Source organism: Shimia sp. FJ5 (genome assembly GCF_032918335.1).
Taxonomy (GTDB): Bacteria; Pseudomonadota; Alphaproteobacteria; order Rhodobacterales; family Rhodobacteraceae; genus Shimia; species Shimia aestuarii_A.
In genome coordinates, this window is record NZ_JAWJUV010000002.1 from 143,273 (window position 1) to 160,564 (window position 17,292).

16 protein-coding genes and 1 pseudogene are annotated in these 17,292 nt (G+C 55.7%); 3 read left to right on the top strand and 14 right to left on the bottom strand.

Going from position 1 to position 17,292, the window contains the following annotated elements; genetic code table 11:
- Positions 1-140: 140 nt before the first annotated feature.
- The 9 genes from infB to pip all read right to left on the bottom strand — a co-directional run bounded on the left by infB (position 141) and on the right by pip (position 12,215).
- The gene (gene infB / locus R1W01_RS07235; RefSeq protein WP_297754837.1) at positions 141-2,642 is read right to left on the bottom strand and encodes a translation initiation factor IF-2; all 2,502 of its coding nucleotides are present in this window, start codon (positions 2,640-2,642) and stop codon (positions 141-143) included.
- Positions 2,639-3,271, bottom strand: coding sequence for an RNA-binding protein (locus R1W01_RS07240; RefSeq protein WP_243613493.1), 633 nt, complete (start codon positions 3,269-3,271; stop codon positions 2,639-2,641). Before R1W01_RS07240 ends, infB begins: the two co-directional genes overlap by 4 nt.
- Positions 3,272-3,293: 22 nt before the next feature.
- Positions 3,294-4,913 carry a transcription termination factor NusA gene (nusA, locus tag R1W01_RS07245; RefSeq protein WP_297754833.1) on the bottom strand — a complete coding sequence of 540 codons (1,620 nt, stop codon included), beginning with the start codon at positions 4,911-4,913 and terminating at the stop codon, positions 3,294-3,296.
- 2 nt (positions 4,914-4,915) lie between these two features.
- The gene (gene rimP, locus R1W01_RS07250; protein WP_297754830.1) at positions 4,916-5,500 is read right to left on the bottom strand and encodes a ribosome maturation factor RimP; all 585 of its coding nucleotides are present in this window, start codon (positions 5,498-5,500) and stop codon (positions 4,916-4,918) included.
- A gap of 181 nt (positions 5,501-5,681) precedes the next feature.
- Positions 5,682-7,226 (bottom strand): ABC transporter substrate-binding protein, encoded by a 1,545-nt coding sequence (locus tag R1W01_RS07255; RefSeq protein ID WP_297754827.1) that lies wholly within the window; start codon positions 7,224-7,226, stop codon positions 5,682-5,684.
- Positions 7,227-7,257: 31 nt separating this feature from the next.
- The gene (locus R1W01_RS07260; RefSeq protein WP_297754824.1) at positions 7,258-8,922 is read right to left on the bottom strand and encodes an ABC transporter ATP-binding protein; all 1,665 of its coding nucleotides are present in this window, start codon (positions 8,920-8,922) and stop codon (positions 7,258-7,260) included.
- Positions 8,923-8,934: 12 nt separating this feature from the next.
- Positions 8,935-10,122, bottom strand: coding sequence for an ABC transporter permease (locus R1W01_RS07265; protein ID WP_297754820.1), 1,188 nt, complete (start codon positions 10,120-10,122; stop codon positions 8,935-8,937).
- An 8-nt stretch (positions 10,123-10,130) separates the two neighbouring features.
- On the bottom strand, positions 10,131-11,129 hold the full coding sequence (locus tag R1W01_RS07270) for an ABC transporter permease (RefSeq protein WP_243613487.1): 999 nt from the start codon (positions 11,127-11,129) through the stop codon (positions 10,131-10,133).
- Positions 11,130-11,237: 108 nt separating this feature from the next.
- Positions 11,238-12,215 carry a prolyl aminopeptidase gene (gene pip, locus R1W01_RS07275; protein ID WP_243613486.1) on the bottom strand — a complete coding sequence of 326 codons (978 nt, stop codon included), beginning with the start codon at positions 12,213-12,215 and terminating at the stop codon, positions 11,238-11,240.
- 49 nt (positions 12,216-12,264) lie between these two features.
- Here pip and ubiG point away from each other — a divergent pair, with 49 nt between their 5' ends.
- Positions 12,265-13,011, top strand: coding sequence for a bifunctional 2-polyprenyl-6-hydroxyphenol methylase/3-demethylubiquinol 3-O-methyltransferase UbiG (ubiG, locus tag R1W01_RS07280; protein ID WP_297755186.1), 747 nt, complete (start codon positions 12,265-12,267; stop codon positions 13,009-13,011).
- A gap of 3 nt (positions 13,012-13,014) precedes the next feature.
- On the opposite strand, the gene R1W01_RS07285 is transcribed toward ubiG, so the two are convergent.
- From R1W01_RS07285 to R1W01_RS07305, 5 genes and pseudogenes are all read right to left on the bottom strand, one after another.
- Complete coding sequence (locus R1W01_RS07285) at positions 13,015-13,455, bottom strand: MarR family winged helix-turn-helix transcriptional regulator (RefSeq protein ID WP_243613484.1); 441 nt, start codon at positions 13,453-13,455, stop codon at positions 13,015-13,017.
- The gene (locus R1W01_RS07290; RefSeq protein WP_297754814.1) at positions 13,456-14,286 is read right to left on the bottom strand and encodes a carbon-nitrogen hydrolase family protein; all 831 of its coding nucleotides are present in this window, start codon (positions 14,284-14,286) and stop codon (positions 13,456-13,458) included. It abuts the gene before it with no gap.
- A gap of 3 nt (positions 14,287-14,289) precedes the next feature.
- Complete coding sequence (grxC, locus tag R1W01_RS07295; protein WP_243613482.1) at positions 14,290-14,547, bottom strand: glutaredoxin 3; 258 nt, start codon at positions 14,545-14,547, stop codon at positions 14,290-14,292.
- Between the two features lie 40 nt (positions 14,548-14,587).
- A complete protein-coding gene (locus R1W01_RS07300; RefSeq protein WP_317275226.1) occupies positions 14,588-15,055 on the bottom strand; it encodes a ComF family protein in 468 nt (155 codons plus the stop codon).
- 126 nt (positions 15,056-15,181) lie between these two features.
- Positions 15,182-15,325 (bottom strand): annotated as a pseudogene (locus tag R1W01_RS07305) (double zinc ribbon domain-containing protein); the annotation flags it as partial.
- A 36-nt stretch (positions 15,326-15,361) separates the two neighbouring features.
- Here R1W01_RS07305 and R1W01_RS07310 point away from each other — a divergent pair.
- Both R1W01_RS07310 and hemH read left to right on the top strand, forming a co-directional pair.
- Entirely contained in the window at positions 15,362-16,162 is an 801-nt protein-coding gene (locus R1W01_RS07310; protein WP_317275227.1) for a methyltransferase domain-containing protein, read from the top strand.
- A 56-nt stretch (positions 16,163-16,218) separates the two neighbouring features.
- Positions 16,219-17,274, top strand: a complete 1,056-nt coding sequence (gene hemH / locus R1W01_RS07315; protein ID WP_297755183.1) for a ferrochelatase — start codon at positions 16,219-16,221, stop codon at positions 17,272-17,274.
- Positions 17,275-17,292: the final 18 nt, after the last annotated feature.

Below are 17,292 nucleotides of genomic sequence, written 5' to 3' on the forward strand. Positions count from 1 at the left end.
GGCGGCAAGATCGCTGTGCGCGTAGGCAAGACGGTCTATGCAGGCACACCTATTGCAGCGACTTAGACGCAATAGCTGACACTGCCAAAGAAAAAGGGCGCCTCGCGGCGCCCTTTCTTTTTCGTCTATCCTTTGTCGGATCAGTCCAGCGTCCGCGTGAATTCTTCACGCTCGAAGATCTCGATAACGTCGGCAGGGCGAATATCATCGTAGTTCTCGAACGCCATACCGCATTCCTGACCCGAAATCACTTCGGCGACTTCGTCTTTGAAGCGTTTCAGCGTCTTGAGCGTCCCCTCATGGATCACCACGTTGTCACGCAGCAGCCGCACGCCCGCAGAACGACGCGCAACGCCCTCTGTCACGAGACAGCCGGCGACTTTGCCAACGTTCGAGACCTTGAAGACCTCTTTGATTTCGGCGTAGCCAATGAATTTCTCACGGATCTCTGCCGAGAGCAGGCCGGACGCAGCCGCTTTCACGTCATCTACGAGATCGTAGATCACTGAATAATAGCGGATCTCGACACCCTTCTGGTTTGCCGAGTTACGCGCCGAGGCGTTCGCACGCACGTTGAAGCCGAAGACCGGTGCACCGGACGCTTCTGCTAGACCGATATCCGTCTCGGTGATCGCACCGACACCAGAATGAAGGACGCGCACGCGAACTTCGTCGTTGCCGATCTTTTCCATCGCTTGAACAATTGCTTCGGCAGAACCCTGCACGTCCGCTTTGACGAGGATCGGCAGTTCAGCGACGTTCTGATCTTCCTTCGCCTTCTGCATGAGTTGCTCAAGGGTCGTCGCTGCGCCTGCTGCGGCACGTTTGTCCTTGGCCACCTGCTCACGGTATTCAGCGATCTCACGAGCTTGCGCTTCGGTTTCGGTCACGTTGAGAACATCACCGGCTTCCGGAGTCCCGTTGAGGCCCAAGACCTCTACAGGAACAGACGGTCCAGCTTCTTGGACGCGCTCGCCCTTGTCGTTGATCAGGGCGCGAACTTTACCGTACTGCTCACCGACAACGAAGATGTCGCCTTGGCGAAGCGTGCCTTTCTGAACGAGGACCGTAGCGACCGGACCACGACCAACGTCGAGCTGCGCTTCGATCACGGCGCCTTGGGCAGCACGATTCGGGTTGGCCTTGAGTTCAAGGATTTCCGCTTGAAGCGCAATCGCCTCGAGCAGCTCATCCATGCCCTGACCGCTAACAGCAGAGACTTCAACATCCTGAACGTCACCTGACATGGCCTCGACGATCACTTCATGCTGAAGCAACTCGGCGCGCACCTTGCCGGGGTCGGCTTCGGGCTTGTCGATCTTATTGATCGCAACAATCATCGGCACTTCGGCGGCTTTAGCGTGGTTGATCGCCTCAATCGTCTGCGGCATGACCGAGTCATCAGCGGCAACGACGAGCACGACAATATCCGTCACCTGCGCACCGCGTGAACGCATCGAGGTAAACGCAGCGTGGCCCGGCGTGTCGAGGAAGGTCAGGATATCCCCGCCTTTGCTCTTCACCTGATAGGCACCGATGTGCTGCGTGATACCGCCTGCTTCTCCGCCAGTCACGTTTGCATCGCGGATGGCGTCCAGCAGCGAGGTCTTGCCGTGGTCAACGTGACCCATGATGGTAATGACCGGGGGACGCGGCAGGAGATCGGCGTCTGAATCTTCTACGTCCGCGATTACCTCTTCCACATCAGCATCGGAAACGCGCACAACCTTGTGGCCGAACTCTTCGATGATGAGTTCAGCGGTATCCGCATCGATCGACTGGTTCTGAGTGACCATCATGCCCATTTTCATGAGCTCTTTGACGACATCAGCGACACGTTCAGCCATACGGTTTGCAAGCTCGGAGACCACGATGGTTTCCGGCAGCTGAACGTCTCGGATCACCTTCTCGCGCTCAACCGGGCCGCCCATGGCCTTCTGACGTGCGCGCTCTTGCTTCCGCTTCATCGCGGCGAGCGACTTCTGGCGACCACCTTCGCCAGACAGTGCCTGGTTCAGAGTGAGTTTGCCAGAACGACGTCCGTCGTCGCGGCCTTTGCCGCGTGCTGGTCTCTGTTCACGATCGCGCTCCTGCTTACGGGGTGCCGCAGCCGGGGCAGGTGTCGTACGACCCGCACCAGGACGACCAGCCGCCTCGGCTTTGGGCTGCGATGCAGCCGCCGCTTCAGCAGCAGCACGCTGAGCGGCTTCTTCCGCTTCGCGCGCTTTGCGCTCTTCTTCTTCGGCCTTGGCGCGTGCACGCTCTTCGGCTTCACGCTGTTCGCGTTCCTTGGCTTCTGCCTCGGCACGGCGACGCTCGCGCTCTTCCGCGCGGGCCTTTTCTTCGGCCTCGCGACGCTCGGCTTCTTCAGTTTCACGGGCTTTGGCGGCCTGAAGTGCCTTCAGGCGACGATCCATCTCCGCATCGGAAATACCCGCCGGGCGGCGCGACGGATCACCCCCAGCTTTCGCCGAAGCTGCTCCGGATTTCGCGGCACCTGGCTTGGGTACAACGACACGCTTGCGCTTGGTTTCAACGACAACATTCTTGGTGCGGCCATGGCTGAAGCTCTGCTTCACATTACCAGGACGCGAACCCGATCCGCGGAGACCAAGAGTTTTCTTTCCGTCACTATCGCTCATCTAGCTGTCTTACCCTTCTGAGCGGCCCCTGCCGCCCCAATTTCGCGTACGCCTTTTAGCCTTTGGGCCTCCTCTACAACACGTAGAGCGAGTCCACCAGACGCAAGCGCCCCATGTATCACAGTTTGTCGCCCAAATGCCAAACCCAATTCATCGGCCTTAAGCCACCCAATATAGGTTCCGCCATAAGGCGTACTCAGTTTCGATTTGCCGCGTCCAGACCCATCCGAAGCCTGAATGAGAACCTCGGCGTAGTCCTTGGCAAGCCAGTCTTTGACTTTCTCGTATCCAGACACAGCGTCACCCGATTTCCGGGCAAGGCTCACGAGATCCACGACACGGCGTGCAAGCTGGGCCTCGACCTGCTGCACGAGATCATCCGGCACCGTCACAGTTTGCTTGGCGGAACGCGCGAACAATCGTTTAGAAACGGCCTTTTCGATCGCCTTACGGTCGGATGACACCCAAATTCCCCGCCCCGGAAGCTTGCCAAGGATATCCGGTACTATTTGTGTGTCTGGCCCGACAACAAAGCGGATCAGCTCCGCCACCGGGCGCACTTCGCCAGTCGCTATGCACTTGCGTTCCGGTCCGTCTATCCGGTCCGCTTTTTGTCCACCACGACCCATTCCGTCAATCCGAAGCCCGAACTCAGGCTTCGGCCTCCTCGGTTTCTGTGACGTCTTCCTCTGCTTCTTCATCTGCAGCGAGTTCGGCCGGATCGACCCAACCCAAGATGATACGTGCAGTCATCACAAAGTCCTGCGCCTCTTCCAATGAGAGACCGAAGGGCTCGAGAATGCCATCGTCCTTGATACGCTCACCCTCAGAAGTGGTCCAACCGCCAGCAAGCTCCCAGTCTGCGCAAGTGGCGAAGTCCTCAAGCGTCAGAACGCCGTCCTTGGCCAGTGCTTCAATCATTTGGGGCGTCAGGCCTTCGAATTCAACCAGACTATCCTCGACACCGAGTTCTCGCGCTGCTTCCAGCGCTTTGCGGTTCTGCTCTTCGATGAAGTCTCTCGCGCGCGCTTGAAGCTCGGCAGCTGTATCTTCGTCGACACCATCAATCACGAGGAGTTCGTCGATCTCGACGTAGGCAACTTCCTCAAGGTTCGAGAAACCTTCGGAGACCAGAAGCTGAGCAAAGAACTCGTCAAGATCGAGCGTATCCATGAAGAGCTTAGTACGCTCTTCGAACTCTTTCTGGCGACGCTCGGACTCTTCTGCTTCGGTCATGATGTCGATGTCGAGAGCTGTCAGTTGCGACGCAAGGCGCACGTTCTGACCCCGACGGCCGATGGCGAGCGAAAGCTGCTCGTCAGGAACGACGACTTCGATCTTGCCTGCCTCTTCATCGAGAACCACCTTCGAAACCTCTGCGGGTTGAAGCGCGTTTACAAGGAATGTCGGTTGATCTTCGTTCCAAGGAATGATGTCGATCTTTTCGCCCTGAAGCTCATTTACGACCGCCTGAACACGCGACCCGCGCATACCGACACAGGCACCAACCGGATCGATCGAGCCATCATAGGAAATCACGGCGATCTTTGCGCGCGAACCCGGATCGCGTGCGACGGCCTTGATCTCGATGATGCCGTCATAGATCTCCGGCACTTCCATCTTGAAGAGCTCAGCCATGAATTCCGGCGCCGTGCGCGAAAGGAAGATCTGCGGACCGCGGGTCTCGCGGCGAACATCTTTGATATAGCAACGGATGCGATCGTTCGGACGGTAGCTCTCGCGACCGATCTTTTCATTGCGGCGCAGGATACCTTCGCCGCGACCGACATCAACGATCACATTGCCATACTCTTCGCGCTTCACAACACCGTTGATAATCGTACCGGCACGATCCTTGAATTCCTCGAACTGGCGATCGCGCTCTGCTTCACGCACTTTCTGAAGAATGACCTGTTTCGCCGATTGCGCCGCGATACGGCCCATTTCAACCGGTGGGACTTCTTCGATGAACTGATCACCGACCTTGGGGTCTTCAAGATACTGCTTCGCCTGATCGACGGTAAACTCGGCCTGATAATTCTCGAGTTCATCGTCCTCAACAACAGTCCGCACCCGCGTGAAGGTCGCCTTGCCAGTCTTGCGATCAATGCTGACACGAATGTCCATCTCTGCGCCGTAGCGCGACTTGGCGGCGCGGGCGAGCGACTCTTCCATCGCCTCCACGACCAGCGACGGGTCGATCATCTTTTCGCGCGCAACAGCCTCGGCGGTTTGCAAAAGCTCAAGCTGGTTTGCAGAGGTAATCGCCATTCTCAGTCCTCCTCGGAACCGGTTTCGGTTTCAATCTCGTCAAATTGGTCTTCGTTCAGTGTCCCCGCAGCTTTGCGCTGACGGAGCATTTCCTTGATAAGCTCGTCTGTCATTGTGAGCTTGGCATCAGCGAGCCAGTCGAATTGCAATCCGACGGTGACTGTTTCGCCATTCTGCTCGATATTCACGAGCACTTCTTCGCCTTCGACACCAGCCAGAACACCCTTAAAGCGCTTACGGCCTTCGATCAATTCCGCGGTCTCAAGCTTGGCCTCGTAGCCCTCAAAGGTATCAAAATCCTTGAGGCGGGTCAGAGGGCGATCGATGCCGGGGCTACCCACCTCGAGCACATACGAGTCGACAAGCGGATCCTCGACGTCGAGCGCTGCGCTAACCGCATTCGAGATTTCCGCGCATTCATCGACTTCAATACCGCCATCAGGGCGTTCCGCCATGATCTGTAGCGTCTTGGTATTGCCACCCATGAGACGCAAACGCACGAGTTCGAACCCCATATCATCAATGATCGGGGCGACGATCTCAGCAAGTTTGCGATCAATCGCGGCTTTGGCAATCAGGTCACTCATCGCATCTTCCAAACACAAAAAAACGGGCCAGCGGCCCGTTGCGTTTTCCGGTGGGGCGTTGGAGCCAAGCCCCTTCGCACCGCTGTTGAGAAGGCATATACGCGCGGTGAAGGGAATCCGCAAGTGCAATAAGAAAGCGCCCCGAAATTCGGGGCGCTTTTGTTGGTAATTCTGATTGGCGTTAGGACATCCACCAACGTTCGGCCATGCGGCCATTGTCCATTTGCCAAAGGTTGCCGACGGTTTCAGGCGTTCCAACCTTGTTGGACAGAGCCTGCACATAGTTGGCGAACATCGGAATGATGACAGCGCCATCTGTCCGCAGAATTTCCTGCATCTCACGATACTGGTCACGACGCTTGTTCGAATCGAGCTCGGCACGCGCGGTGATAAGAAGTTCCTGGAAGCGCGGGTGATCCCACTGAGAGTCATTCCACGGAGCCCCTGCTTCATAAGCAGTCGAGAACATCCAGTCTTCGGTCGCACGACCAGACCAGTAACACGCACACCAAGGCTTCTTGAGCCAAACGTTGGACCAATAGCCGTCCGCGGGCTCTTGGACGACATTGATGTTGATCCCCGCGCCCTTGGCCGAAGATTGATAGAGCTGTGCCGCATCTACCGCGCCCTCAAACGCCGCGTTCGATGCGGACAGATCGATATCAAGCGATGAAAGCCCCGCCTCTTTCAAGTAGAAGCTTGCCTTGTCGGGATCGTAAGAAAGCTGCTCTAGATCGCTGGCATAGTACTGGTTGGCCGGCCCAATGGGCGTATCATTGCCGACCTGACCATGTCCAAGCAGGATCTTATCGACCATTTCTTGGCGGTTGATGCCGTACTTCAAGGCGCGGCGCACGTTCACATCGTCGAACGGCGCGGTCTTGGAAAGCATCGGGAACGTGTATTGTTGGTTGCCGGTCACTTCCTGAATACGAGTGTTCGGGTTCGCCTTCAAAAGCGCCTCGGTCTTGAAGTCGATTCGGTTGATCGCATCGACCTGGCCGGTCAGAAGAGCGTTCATGCGTGCGGTCGTGTCGTTGATCGCAATATACTCGATCTCGTCAAAGAAACCGGCGGTGTCACCTTTATAGTGATCATCGACGCGCTTCGCGACCATGCGCACGCCCGGCTCGAAGGACTGAACGGCGTATAGGCCGGTGCCGATGCCTTTTGCGATGGCTTCTTCGATCATGCCTGCCGGATACATGAGGATATGATAGTCCGACATGAGGTATGGGAAGTCAGCGTTGCCGGCTTCAAGCGTGAATTGAACCTGGTGGTCTGTGATCTTCTTCGTCTCGACAATCGACGAAACGATGGGTTTCGCCGCTGATTTAGCGCCTTCTGCCACGTGGATATTCAGCGACTCGATCACATCATCGGCACCAAAGTCTTTGCCATTGTGGAACTTGACGCCCTTGCGAAGGTTGAATGTCCAGGTCTTGGCGTCTGCGCTGGCTTCCCAGCTTTCTGCCAATTCACCACGGAGCGAACCATTCGGTGCCACCTCGGTCAGGCTGTCGAACACAGCGCCCTGAGCCGAAGCGATCATGAAAAGGTCAGAATGCGTACGCCCATCCCAACTGTCAGACGTGTTTGCTCCGCTCAGACCAGCGCGGAGACGGCCTCCACGTTTCGGAGCGGCCATGAGCGGCATACCGGTGGCAGCAAGAACACTGGCTGCTGCGCCCGTCTTGAGAAGGCCGCGTCTACTAATACGTGTCATATTTGATCTCCCTTGTTGTTTCGTCCCCGCTTCAAACGGGTGATTCGTTTTCCATCTTATCAATTGCTGCGTCTCCGATGTTATCAACTCCCCGCTCATTGAGCAGATTGGTGAGCCAATCGGGATCCATTTCCGGCACAGAGCTCAACAAGAGGTCTGTGTAGGGATGGTGCGGTGGGCGGAACATGTCCTCTTTGAGGCCCTGCTCGACGACCCGACCCTCTTTCATGACCACAACCTCATCAGCGATGGAGCGCACGGTTGCGAGGTCATGGGTAATGAACATGTAGGTCAGGTTCAATTCATCCTGAAGACGCGCCAAAAGCTTTAGAATTCCTTCAGCCACCAGTTGATCGAGCGCCGAAGTAACTTCGTCGCAAATAATGAACTTCGGTTCGGCGGCGAGCGCTCGCGCGATACCAATCCTCTGCTTCTGACCACCTGAAAGCTCTGACGGCAACCGGTTGTAGTATTGTGACGGTTCGAGCTCTATCTCCTCAAGCAACTGCTCAACACGACGACGACGATCCGAACCGGTGAGGCCCATGTAGAACTGAACAGGGCGACCGATCAGCTCTCCAATTGTCTTGCGTGGGTTAAGCGCCGTATCCGCCATCTGGTAAATCATCTGCACTTGACGCAGTTGCGACTTGTCGCGCTTCCGATAGTCCGCTGGCAGCGGAATGCCATCAAGCTCGATCTGTCCCTGCACCGGCGGCAGCAGACCGGTGATACAACGCGCGGTCGTAGATTTTCCCGAGCCGGACTCCCCCACGACTGCTACTGTCCGGCCTGCGTGCATATCAAAGCTCACATCATGTAGGACGGGAACCTTGCCATAAGCTGCGGTCACGTTCTGCACAGAAACCACGGGCACGGAGGTTGATTGTACGGCGGGCTTTTGTGGCCTCTTGAAACTACGCACAGCCCACAGCGATTTGGTGTAGTCTTCTTTGGGATGCGCGAGCATCTCTCGGGTTTCCGCCTCTTCGACCTCATCTCCCTTGAGCAAGACTTTGATCTTATCCGCCATCTGCGCGACAACTGCGAGATCGTGGGTAATGTAGATCGCCGCGGTATCGAACTCTTCCACGATCTTACGAATACTTGCCAAGACCTCGATCTGCGTTGTCACATCAAGCGCGGTGGTCGGTTCATCGAAAATGATCATATCCGGACGGCATGACATGGCCATCGCCGTCATAGCGCGCTGCAGTTGTCCCCCTGAGACCTGGTGTGGATACCGAAATCCAATCTCTTCGGGGTTGGGCAATCTCAGTTTCCGATAGAGCTCGACACCGTCCGCTTCGCTATCACTACGTGACATGACACCATGTTGAACAGGTGCCTCCGTGTGTTGGTCGATCAATCGATGCGCCGGGTTGAAGCTCGCCGCGGCAGATTGCGCCACATACGCAATTCGTCTCCCGAGGAGATCGCGCTTTGTGCTTGCCGCGGCTTGTACGAGATCAATCCCATCAAACTCGACGCTCCCCGCCGATATCCGACAGCCATCCCGCGTGAACCCCATCGAAGCAAGACCAACCGTTGATTTACCCGCACCGGATTCACCGATGAGGCCAAGGACTTCGCCTTTGCATAGATCAAGGTCAATCCCGTTGACGATCGGCGACCATGTTTCATCACTTCGGCCTTCGATCTTCAGACCGCGGACTTTGAGCAGTGTCTCAACCATGCGTGATACCCCTCATTCCTTCAGGCCAGAAGATTTGTGGAGCATCCAGTCCACGACGAAATTCACTGCCACCGTCAGAAGCGCGATTGCACCGGCGGCGAGAAGCGGCGCGCTCGCAACTTGCGGAGCAAACCCTGCGAAGTTGATGAACTGTGCGAGATCGCGCACCATCGTACCCCAGTCTGCCGTCGGAGGCTGAATACCAACCCCGAGAAAGGACAACGAAGCGATGGTGAGGAACACAAAGCAGAACCGAAGCCCAAACTCTGCAAGGAGCGGCGCATAGGCATTCGGCAGGATTTCTCGGAAAATCAGATACCCAAGACCCTCGCCGCGAAGCTTCGCCGCCTCGATGTAGTCCATGACAACGATATTAAGACCCACCGCCCGCGCAAGGCGGAAGACGCGCGTGGAATCAATCACAGCAATAATCAAGATCATGTAGTAGGTCAGCAGTCCTTTCTCGGACCCCGCCCAAGCACTCGCGATGGTCATCAAGAGAAGCGCGAAGATCAGAGACGGAATAGCCATGAGCACATCAACGCCACGAGACAGAAGTTGGTCGAGCCACCCCTGAAGAGTCGCCGCAAGAAAGCCGAGCGTTCCGCCGATGAAGAAGGCAAGGCAGGTCGTTGCAAAAGCGATACCAACGGTATTCTGCGCTCCGAAGATCAAGCGAGACATGATGTCCCGTCCGATTTGATCAGTACCCAAAGGAAAATCCGGATTGCCTCCGATCGCAGGGTTTCCTCCTGGCACGATATTCGCTGAAGAAAGGACTTCCTCTTGCCCATAAGGTGCAAGCCACGCGGCGAAGATCGCAACAAACGCGTAAATCAGGATCACCAAGACACCAAAGCTCGCTGTCAGCGGCATAGACCGGAAGATCTTGCGCGACGCATCTGGCCCGATGTGACGCCCCAACAGGCGGAAGAAAAACGCCGCAACAGCGAAGATCATGAACCCCTCTACCGCCTTCCCGAGAAAAAAGAAGTTGTTCGCGGTCGTCGCGTCCGCAGAGTGGGATTGAATATAGGCCCAGACCAACCAGACCAGCACCAGAGCGCCAAATACGTAGCCGAATGCCACGCCAAGCGCCATGTCTCGAAAGAAGGGTTTGTTCCCGGTGAGACGTTGTCCAACAAAACGGAGTAGCCAGCCTGCGCCAAGCAATCCGATGAGAATAAGGGCGATAGACATCAAAGTGCTCATTTCGGATGCCTCAGTCGCGGATTGGAAAGTATGGATAGCACATCCGCTGTCAGGTTCAGCAGAATGTAGGCCCCAGCAAAGATCAGGCAGCAGGCCTGAACAACCGGGATGTCACGGATTTTCACGCTATCAACGAAAAGCTGCCCGATCCCGGGATAGACAAAAACAACCTCGACCACGACGACACCCGTAATGAGATAGGCGAGGTTCAACGCGATCACGTTGATGATTGGTGCAAGTGCATTCGGCAGAGCATGCTTGACGATGATCCGAAGCGGCGAAATCCCCTTCAGCCGCGCCATCTCAATGTATGGTGAAGCCAAGAGGTTGATAATCGCAGCACGCGTCATTCGCATCATGTGCGCTGTCACCACAAGCGTCAGCGTCAAAGCAGGCAGCAACGTTTTCGTGAACCGCTCTCCAAGCGCCATTCCTTCATAGATATTCGAAAGCGAGGGCAGGATGGGGTTCATGACCGCCAAGAAAAGAATCAGGATATAAGCAAGGAAGAACTCAGGTGACGATATCGACGACAACGTCATAATATTCGTCGCGCGATCAAAGACCGAATTCCTATAGAGCGCAGCCAGAATTCCGAGCGTGAGCGAGACCGGCACTGCAAATAGGGCGGTCACACCAGCAAGGAACATCGTGTTCTCAAATCGTGGAGCAATCTGCGTTGCAACCGACGAAAGCCCCGAACCTGTATCCGTTCCGACAAAAGCGGCGAAGTTGGCTTGAGCAAAGCTATTTCCGAGATCACCTTGCACTGCACCGGAGAGCCAGCTGATGTATCGCCTGACCGGGTGCTGATCGAGGCCAAGATCCTTGCGAATTGCCTCCACAGCTTCGGGCGTTGCGCCTTGCCCAAGAATGGCTTCCGCGAAATCGCCTGGAAGAAGATTAACGGCTGTGAAGATGACGACGGACACGACAAACATCGTCAAGATGCCCAGCGCGAGACGTTGAGCGATGATTTTTAAGATTGAGGCCACGGGCCCTCACCTGTTGTTTTTCTCTTTCCCTTAAGGGTAACCGGTGCAGCGCCTCTGTAAACCATTTATCTCAAAAAATGTAAGGTGCTGAAAATTAACGAAATTACTTCACGAGGCTGAAATTGCGATCTGGTCCATCACTCGAACGAGCTCTGCACTTATCCCCGGTTCCGACAAGGCATGTCCCGCATTTCGAACCATACGCAGGTCGGCGCGCCGCCAACGTTGCGCAAGTTGATAGGCAGTGTGAGGTGGGCAGATCATATCATACCGCCCCTGCACAATGATCCCAGGAATGTGCTGAATACGGTCCATGTCTTTCAGAATCTGACCATCCTCCGAGAGGAAGCCAGCATTGCGGAAATAGTGGTTCTCGAGCCGTGAGAAGGCGCGGGCATAGTCTGGCGGCGCCTCTCCTCCGTAGCCCGCGGAGTGCACCGAAGCGAGCGCGTTCTCCCATTTCGCCCAGGCTTGCGCATACCGAATCTCAGTTGATCGATGCCCGCTAAAGAGGCGCTTGGCATAGGCTTCGATAAGGTCAGCCCGTTCTTCCTCTGGTATCAGAGAGACAAACCTTTCCCATGGTTCCGGCCAAAATTTACCTGCTCCCCCAGCATAAAACCAATCAAGTTCGGATTGCTGCATCAAGAAGACACCCCGCAGAACAAGGTGAGAAACTCGATCGGGGTGTGTCTGAGCGTATATCAGCGATAACGTCGCGCCCCAGCTACCGCCAAACACGATCCAGCTGGGTATATCTACCTCGTTCCTGATACGCTCCATATCAGAAACAAGGTGCCAAGTTGTGTTGTTCTCGATTTCTGCATGCGGCCGAGATTTGCCGCAGCCGCGCTGGTCGAAAAGAATGACTCTGTAGACTTCAGGATCAAAATACCGCCGCATTGCGGGGCTGCTGCCTCCACCAGGACCACCATGCACGACGAGTACAGGAAGCCCAGTTGGGTTTCCGGACTGTTCAAAATAGACCCGGTGCCCATCCCCCATATCAAGCACCCTCTGGTCAAACGGTTCGACCGGAGGATAGAGGTAATGTACTGCGCGCTTTTGGCCCGAGTTTTTGTCCATTTCCGTCCTATATAGGTTAGGCGGCCCACATGAGCACATGGAGTTCAGAATGCAACCGTCTCACACGACTGTCGACCCCGCGGAAGTTGCGAAGTTCGAAGCTATGGCCGCAGAATGGTGGGATCCGAAGGGGAAATTCAAACCCCTTCACATGCTCAACCCCTGCCGCTTGGACTATATTTCCAAGCAGATCGCGACAGAATTTGACAGAGATCTCGGAACCCATTTGCCCTTCGAAGGGCTAAGACTTCTCGATATTGGCTGTGGCGGTGGACTGTTGAGCGAACCTATGGCGAGGCTGGGCGCCACTGTTGTTGGTGCTGACGCCGCAGCTGGAAATATCCCTGTCGCGCAAGTCCACGCTGCACAGTCAGGGTTAGACATCGACTATCGACACACAACAGCCGAGGCGCTGGCAGAAATTGGTGAGACGTTCGATGTCGTGCTCAACATGGAAGTTGTTGAGCATGTTGCCGACCCATTGTCTTACCTGACCGCATGCCAGACGCTTCTAAAGCCAGGCGGCCTCCACATCTGCTCGACGATCAATCGAAATCCTAAGAGTTTTGCCGTCGCCATTCTTGGTGCGGAGTACGTCATGCGCTGGCTTCCCAAAGGAACACACGAGTGGCACAAGTTCATCACACCCGACGAACTTTGCAATTTGCTCGACAAATCGGGGGTCTCCCCGATTGACCGGAAGGGTATGGTGTTCAACCCGGTGACTTGGTCATGGTCGATCTCTGACAAAGATCTAAGTGTGAACTACGTAACAGCGAGCCGGAAACCGACCTAGAGTTTATTCTGGCCTATTGAGGCGAATACGGAGCTCACGCAGGATCGGAAGGGCCGCACGCACCCGCTCTTCCCCGATTTCATCAACAATTTCCGTGATAACCGGCGCGATTCCGGCCAAGGCTTCGTCGCGTGCGCGCCGTCCCGCAGGACTTATGCCGACAATCTTCCTTCTAGCGTCATCCCAATCCGGGCGCACATGGATATACCCTGCGAGCTCGAGCTTGCTCAGCGTGTTTGTCATCGCGCCGCGCGTGACATGGAAGGCCTTCGCAAGCTGCGCCGGGCTGCGCTCCGCCCCCGGTGGCGCCAGATGGTTCAGAACAGAGAAATGCGACAGCTCCATGCCTTTCGGTAACGCGCGCGTTAGCCGAGAGCGCGCGAGTTGTTCAGACATGAGAATCTCGCCAAAAAGCGAGATCGCAAGAGCATTGGAGTCATTCATTCAGGGGCCCTCGAAACTCCGGTCATGGCTCAACGAAGGCACTCGCCGACGGGCGCTTTCGACTTCTTTGAGATCAATATCCACGTAAGTTATACCCGGATCCGTACCGCCGTCCGCAAGGATCTCTCCCCAGGGTGCGACGACAAGACTATGACCATAGGTCTTACGTTTGGCTCCGTGTGAGGCGGGATGCGTGCCTGTCTGCGCTGCCGCGACAACAAAACACCCGGTTTCTATTGCCCGCGCTCGCAAGAGCGTATGCCAATGGGCTGCGCCCGTCACATGAGAGAAAGCGGCAGGCACCATGAGCACCTCCGCACCCGCCTGTGCCAACGCGCGGTACAGATGCGGAAAGCGCACATCATAGCAGATGCTAAGCCCAAAACACCCAAACGGAGTCCTGACGATCCGGGCCTCGGTTCCAGGTCGATACCCGTCTGACTCTCGGTATGTTTCCTCTTTGCTGACATCCACATCGAACATGTGGATCTTGTCATAACGTGCGACAATTCTGCCTTCGGGGTTGAGCACGAAGGAACGGTTGGCAAAGCGGCCATCTCCATCGTGAGTCTTGAGAGCGAGCGATCCGATGAAGAGCCAGATCTTCATCTCACTTGCAATCTCACAGAGTGCAACGAGGGATGGGTCATCTGCCTCGTGGTGCAATATTGCCTTCTGATGTGTGCGACTTGTGGAGAGGCAGTTTGTGACCTCAGGAGTGCAGACAATTTCTGCGCCTTCCCCCACTGCTTCGCGAACCAGATCGCGCACAGCTTTCAGGTTTTCTGCTGGATCGTCTGAAGACGTGATCTGGAGAAGAGCGGCGTGCATTTCTTACTTCGCCAGTAGTGGGTCAAGTTTGCCCTCACGCTCGAGCGCGTAAAGTTCATCACACCCACCGACGTGCACCTCCCCAATGAAGACCTGGGGAACGGTATGGGCACCATTGGCACGTTCGATCATCTCGGGTTTGCGGTCAGGGGAGCTCCATACGTCAATCTCATGGAATTCTATGCCCTTCATCTTCAGCAGTCGTTTTGCTGCATGGCAAAACCCACAGAGAGGACTCGTGTAGATTTCTACGTCTTTCATGTTTCACACCCCGAACTTTTCAATATTGGTTGTCAGGGAATTAGTCATTCTTTGCAACACGCGCCAGTGTTACGGTCTGAACATCGCGAGCTCCGGCGTCAAAAGCAGCAAGTGTTGCTGCCGAAAGCGTCGCTCCCGACGTCATCACATCATCAACAATCAGGACCGTCCTGTCTCTCACGACACCTGTCCGTTTGGGGTTCACAACCATTGAACCCTGCATCTTCGCGAAGCGTTCCCCGTGATCCAAACCGCGCATGTTTCCAGACACGGTCGGGCGATGTAGGAGGTCAAGACAATATGGCTTGTTCAGACTTCTCGCCAACGCCCGCGCCAACAGTGCCGACTGATTGAAGCGCCTCTTGAACAACCTTGATCGATGAAGCGGCACCGGTGCAATCAGGATCTGATCATCAAGCTTGCAAAGGAGTGGTTTCGCCGCAAGAGCAAGCCAACGCGCAGCTGGACGCACCACGTCATATCGATCTCCGTGCTTGATCGCGAGCACCAGCTTGCGTCCATTGTCTCGGTAAAGGAGCGCTGTTCGACCATGGCTCCAAGGGCGTTCGTATCGAAGGCAATCATCACAAAGGACCGGTGCTTGATCTTCTTGTCCATGCACTGGGATTCCGCATTTCTCACAGACCAAGCCCCCGGCGAACGGCGTCTCGCGCCAGCAAGGCCCACAAAGGCCAAAATCGCTCTCCACCAAATCACCGCATCCAACACAGCGCGGCGGGAAAAGAAGATGAAGCGCCGTTTGAAACTTCGCGAGCATGCCCCTATTGTCCACTCCATGAGCAGTGTTCCCGAAATGACGGATCGCGTAGCGTTGAACCGCCAAAGAAACCGTGTCCCAGACGCCGACAGCTTGTTTCTACAGGCCGTCGCGCTAGAAGAAGTTCAGGATCGACTCACTTTGGTAAACAAAGGCTTTACAAAAGTCGCTGTCATCACGGCGTTCCCCGAGATCTGGGCGCGGCTCGCCCCGAACGTACATATCGTGAGCGACGAAGAGATATTGGATCTTGAAGAAGGTCGCTATGATCTTATCGTCCATGCGCTTTGCTTGCATTGGGCAAACGATCCTGTGGGTCAGATCATCCAATGCCGCCGAGCGCTAGAAAGCGATGGCCTTTTCATGTGTGTGACCTTCGGTGGCCAGACTCTCCACGAATTGCGTGCGTCGCTCGCTCAATCAGAATCTGAAATTACGGGAGGGCTGTCACCTAGGGTTGCTCCGATGGCAGAGCTACGCGACCTAGGCAGCTTGCTACAGCGAGGTGGTTTCGCACTTCCCGTCGCAGATACTGTGCCCTTAAAAGTGACCTATGAAACGCCTTGGCACCTCTTTCGAGAACTCAGGGAAATGGGCGAAGGCAATGCCCTATCCCATCGGCTTAAGTCCTTCTCTAGGCGCGAGATCTTCTTTCGAACCTCCGAAGTTTACGCTCAGTCCTTCATGGAGAACGGAAGGATACCCGCCACGTTCGAGCTAGTGTTCTTGACGGGATGGGCGCCGGACGCGAGCCAACCGAAACCACTGCGTCCCGGAAGCGCGCAGCAAAGGCTGGCAGATGCACTTGGAGTCGCAGAAAGGCCCTTGAAGGATTGACAGGAAGCGCCCGTGCGCTAGGTCTCGAACGCCGCTCTGAAACGAAGGAATACCGCATGGAAGCCAACGCGACCCGCCCTGAAAATAGCCCCGCTGACCATCCCAAAGTGGCGCGCGGGAAAACTGGCGTCTTGCTGGCCAATCTTGGCACGCCGGATTCCTATACTTACTGGCCGATGCGTCGATATCTGAACGAATTCCTCTCGGACAAGAGGGTCATCGATTACCCCGCGTGGAAATGGCAGCCCATTTTGCAAGCGATCATTCTCACCAAACGACCATTCTCGAGTGGTGAGGCCTACAAGTCGATCTGGAACCATGATCGGGATGAAAGCCCCCTCATGATCATCACAAAGGACCAAACCGCCAAGATCTCAGACGCTATGAAAGAACGGTACGGCGATCAGGTGATCGTGGATTTCTGTATGCGTTACGGCAATCCCTCAACCAAATCCAAAGTGCGCGAAATGGTAGCTGCTGGCTGTGAGCGAATCGTCTTTTTCCCGCTTTACCCACAATATGCAGGCGCCACTTCCGCGACTGCCAATGACCAATTCTTCAGAGCACTCATGGATGAGAAATGGCAGCCAGCGGTGCGCACCGTTCCAGCCTATTTCGACAATCCGACCTATATCGACGCACTGGCGAAATCAATTGAGCGCGCCTATGCGGCCGTCGAGAACCGTCCAGAGCTTCTCATCATGTCATATCATGGGATGCCGAAGCGCTACTTGATGGAAGGCGACCCCTATCATTGTCAGTGCCAGAAGACGACCCGACTCGTCCAAGAGCGATTGGGCTGGGAGAAAACAGAGATCCGCACGACCTTCCAGTCGCAGTTTGGCCCAGAAGATTGGCTTCGCCCTTACACTGTCGAAGAAGTTGCGCGGATTGCAAAAGAAGAAGGTAAGAAGCGCATTGCAGTTGCGGCGCCCGCATTCTCTGCTGACTGCATCGAAACGCTTGAAGAGATCAACGAGGAAATCAAAGAGAGCTTCGAGGAAGCGGGTGGGGAAGAATTCACCTATATACCTTGCCTCAATGATGAAGCGGATCACATCGCTGCGCTGTCTGAGATCATTCAGGACAATCTCAAAGGTTGGCTCGACTAGTCTAGCCCGGTAGCCGAA

Coding starts and splice junctions, on each gene's coding strand:
- pip (WP_243613486.1), bottom strand. CDS start 12,215: ATGGACAAAAACTCGGGCCAAAAGCGCGCAGTACATTACCTCTATCCT.
- grxC (WP_243613482.1), bottom strand. CDS start 14,547: ATGAAAGACGTAGAAATCTACACGAGTCCTCTCTGTGGGTTTTGCCAT.
- R1W01_RS07285 (WP_243613484.1), bottom strand. CDS start 13,455: ATGAATGACTCCAATGCTCTTGCGATCTCGCTTTTTGGCGAGATTCTC.
- R1W01_RS07310 (WP_317275227.1), top strand. CDS start 15,362: ATGACGGATCGCGTAGCGTTGAACCGCCAAAGAAACCGTGTCCCAGAC.
- R1W01_RS07240 (WP_243613493.1), bottom strand. CDS start 3,271: ATGGGTCGTGGTGGACAAAAAGCGGACCGGATAGACGGACCGGAACGC.
- nusA (WP_297754833.1), bottom strand. CDS start 4,913: ATGGCGATTACCTCTGCAAACCAGCTTGAGCTTTTGCAAACCGCCGAG.
- R1W01_RS07265 (WP_297754820.1), bottom strand. CDS start 10,122: ATGTCTATCGCCCTTATTCTCATCGGATTGCTTGGCGCAGGCTGGCTA.
- R1W01_RS07255 (WP_297754827.1), bottom strand. CDS start 7,226: ATGACACGTATTAGTAGACGCGGCCTTCTCAAGACGGGCGCAGCAGCC.
- rimP (WP_297754830.1), bottom strand. CDS start 5,500: ATGAGTGACCTGATTGCCAAAGCCGCGATTGATCGCAAACTTGCTGAG.
- hemH (WP_297755183.1), top strand. CDS start 16,219: ATGGAAGCCAACGCGACCCGCCCTGAAAATAGCCCCGCTGACCATCCC.
- ubiG (WP_297755186.1), top strand. CDS start 12,265: ATGCAACCGTCTCACACGACTGTCGACCCCGCGGAAGTTGCGAAGTTC.
- R1W01_RS07260 (WP_297754824.1), bottom strand. CDS start 8,922: ATGGTTGAGACACTGCTCAAAGTCCGCGGTCTGAAGATCGAAGGCCGA.
- R1W01_RS07290 (WP_297754814.1), bottom strand. CDS start 14,286: ATGCACGCCGCTCTTCTCCAGATCACGTCTTCAGACGATCCAGCAGAA.
- infB (WP_297754837.1), bottom strand. CDS start 2,642: ATGAGCGATAGTGACGGAAAGAAAACTCTTGGTCTCCGCGGATCGGGT.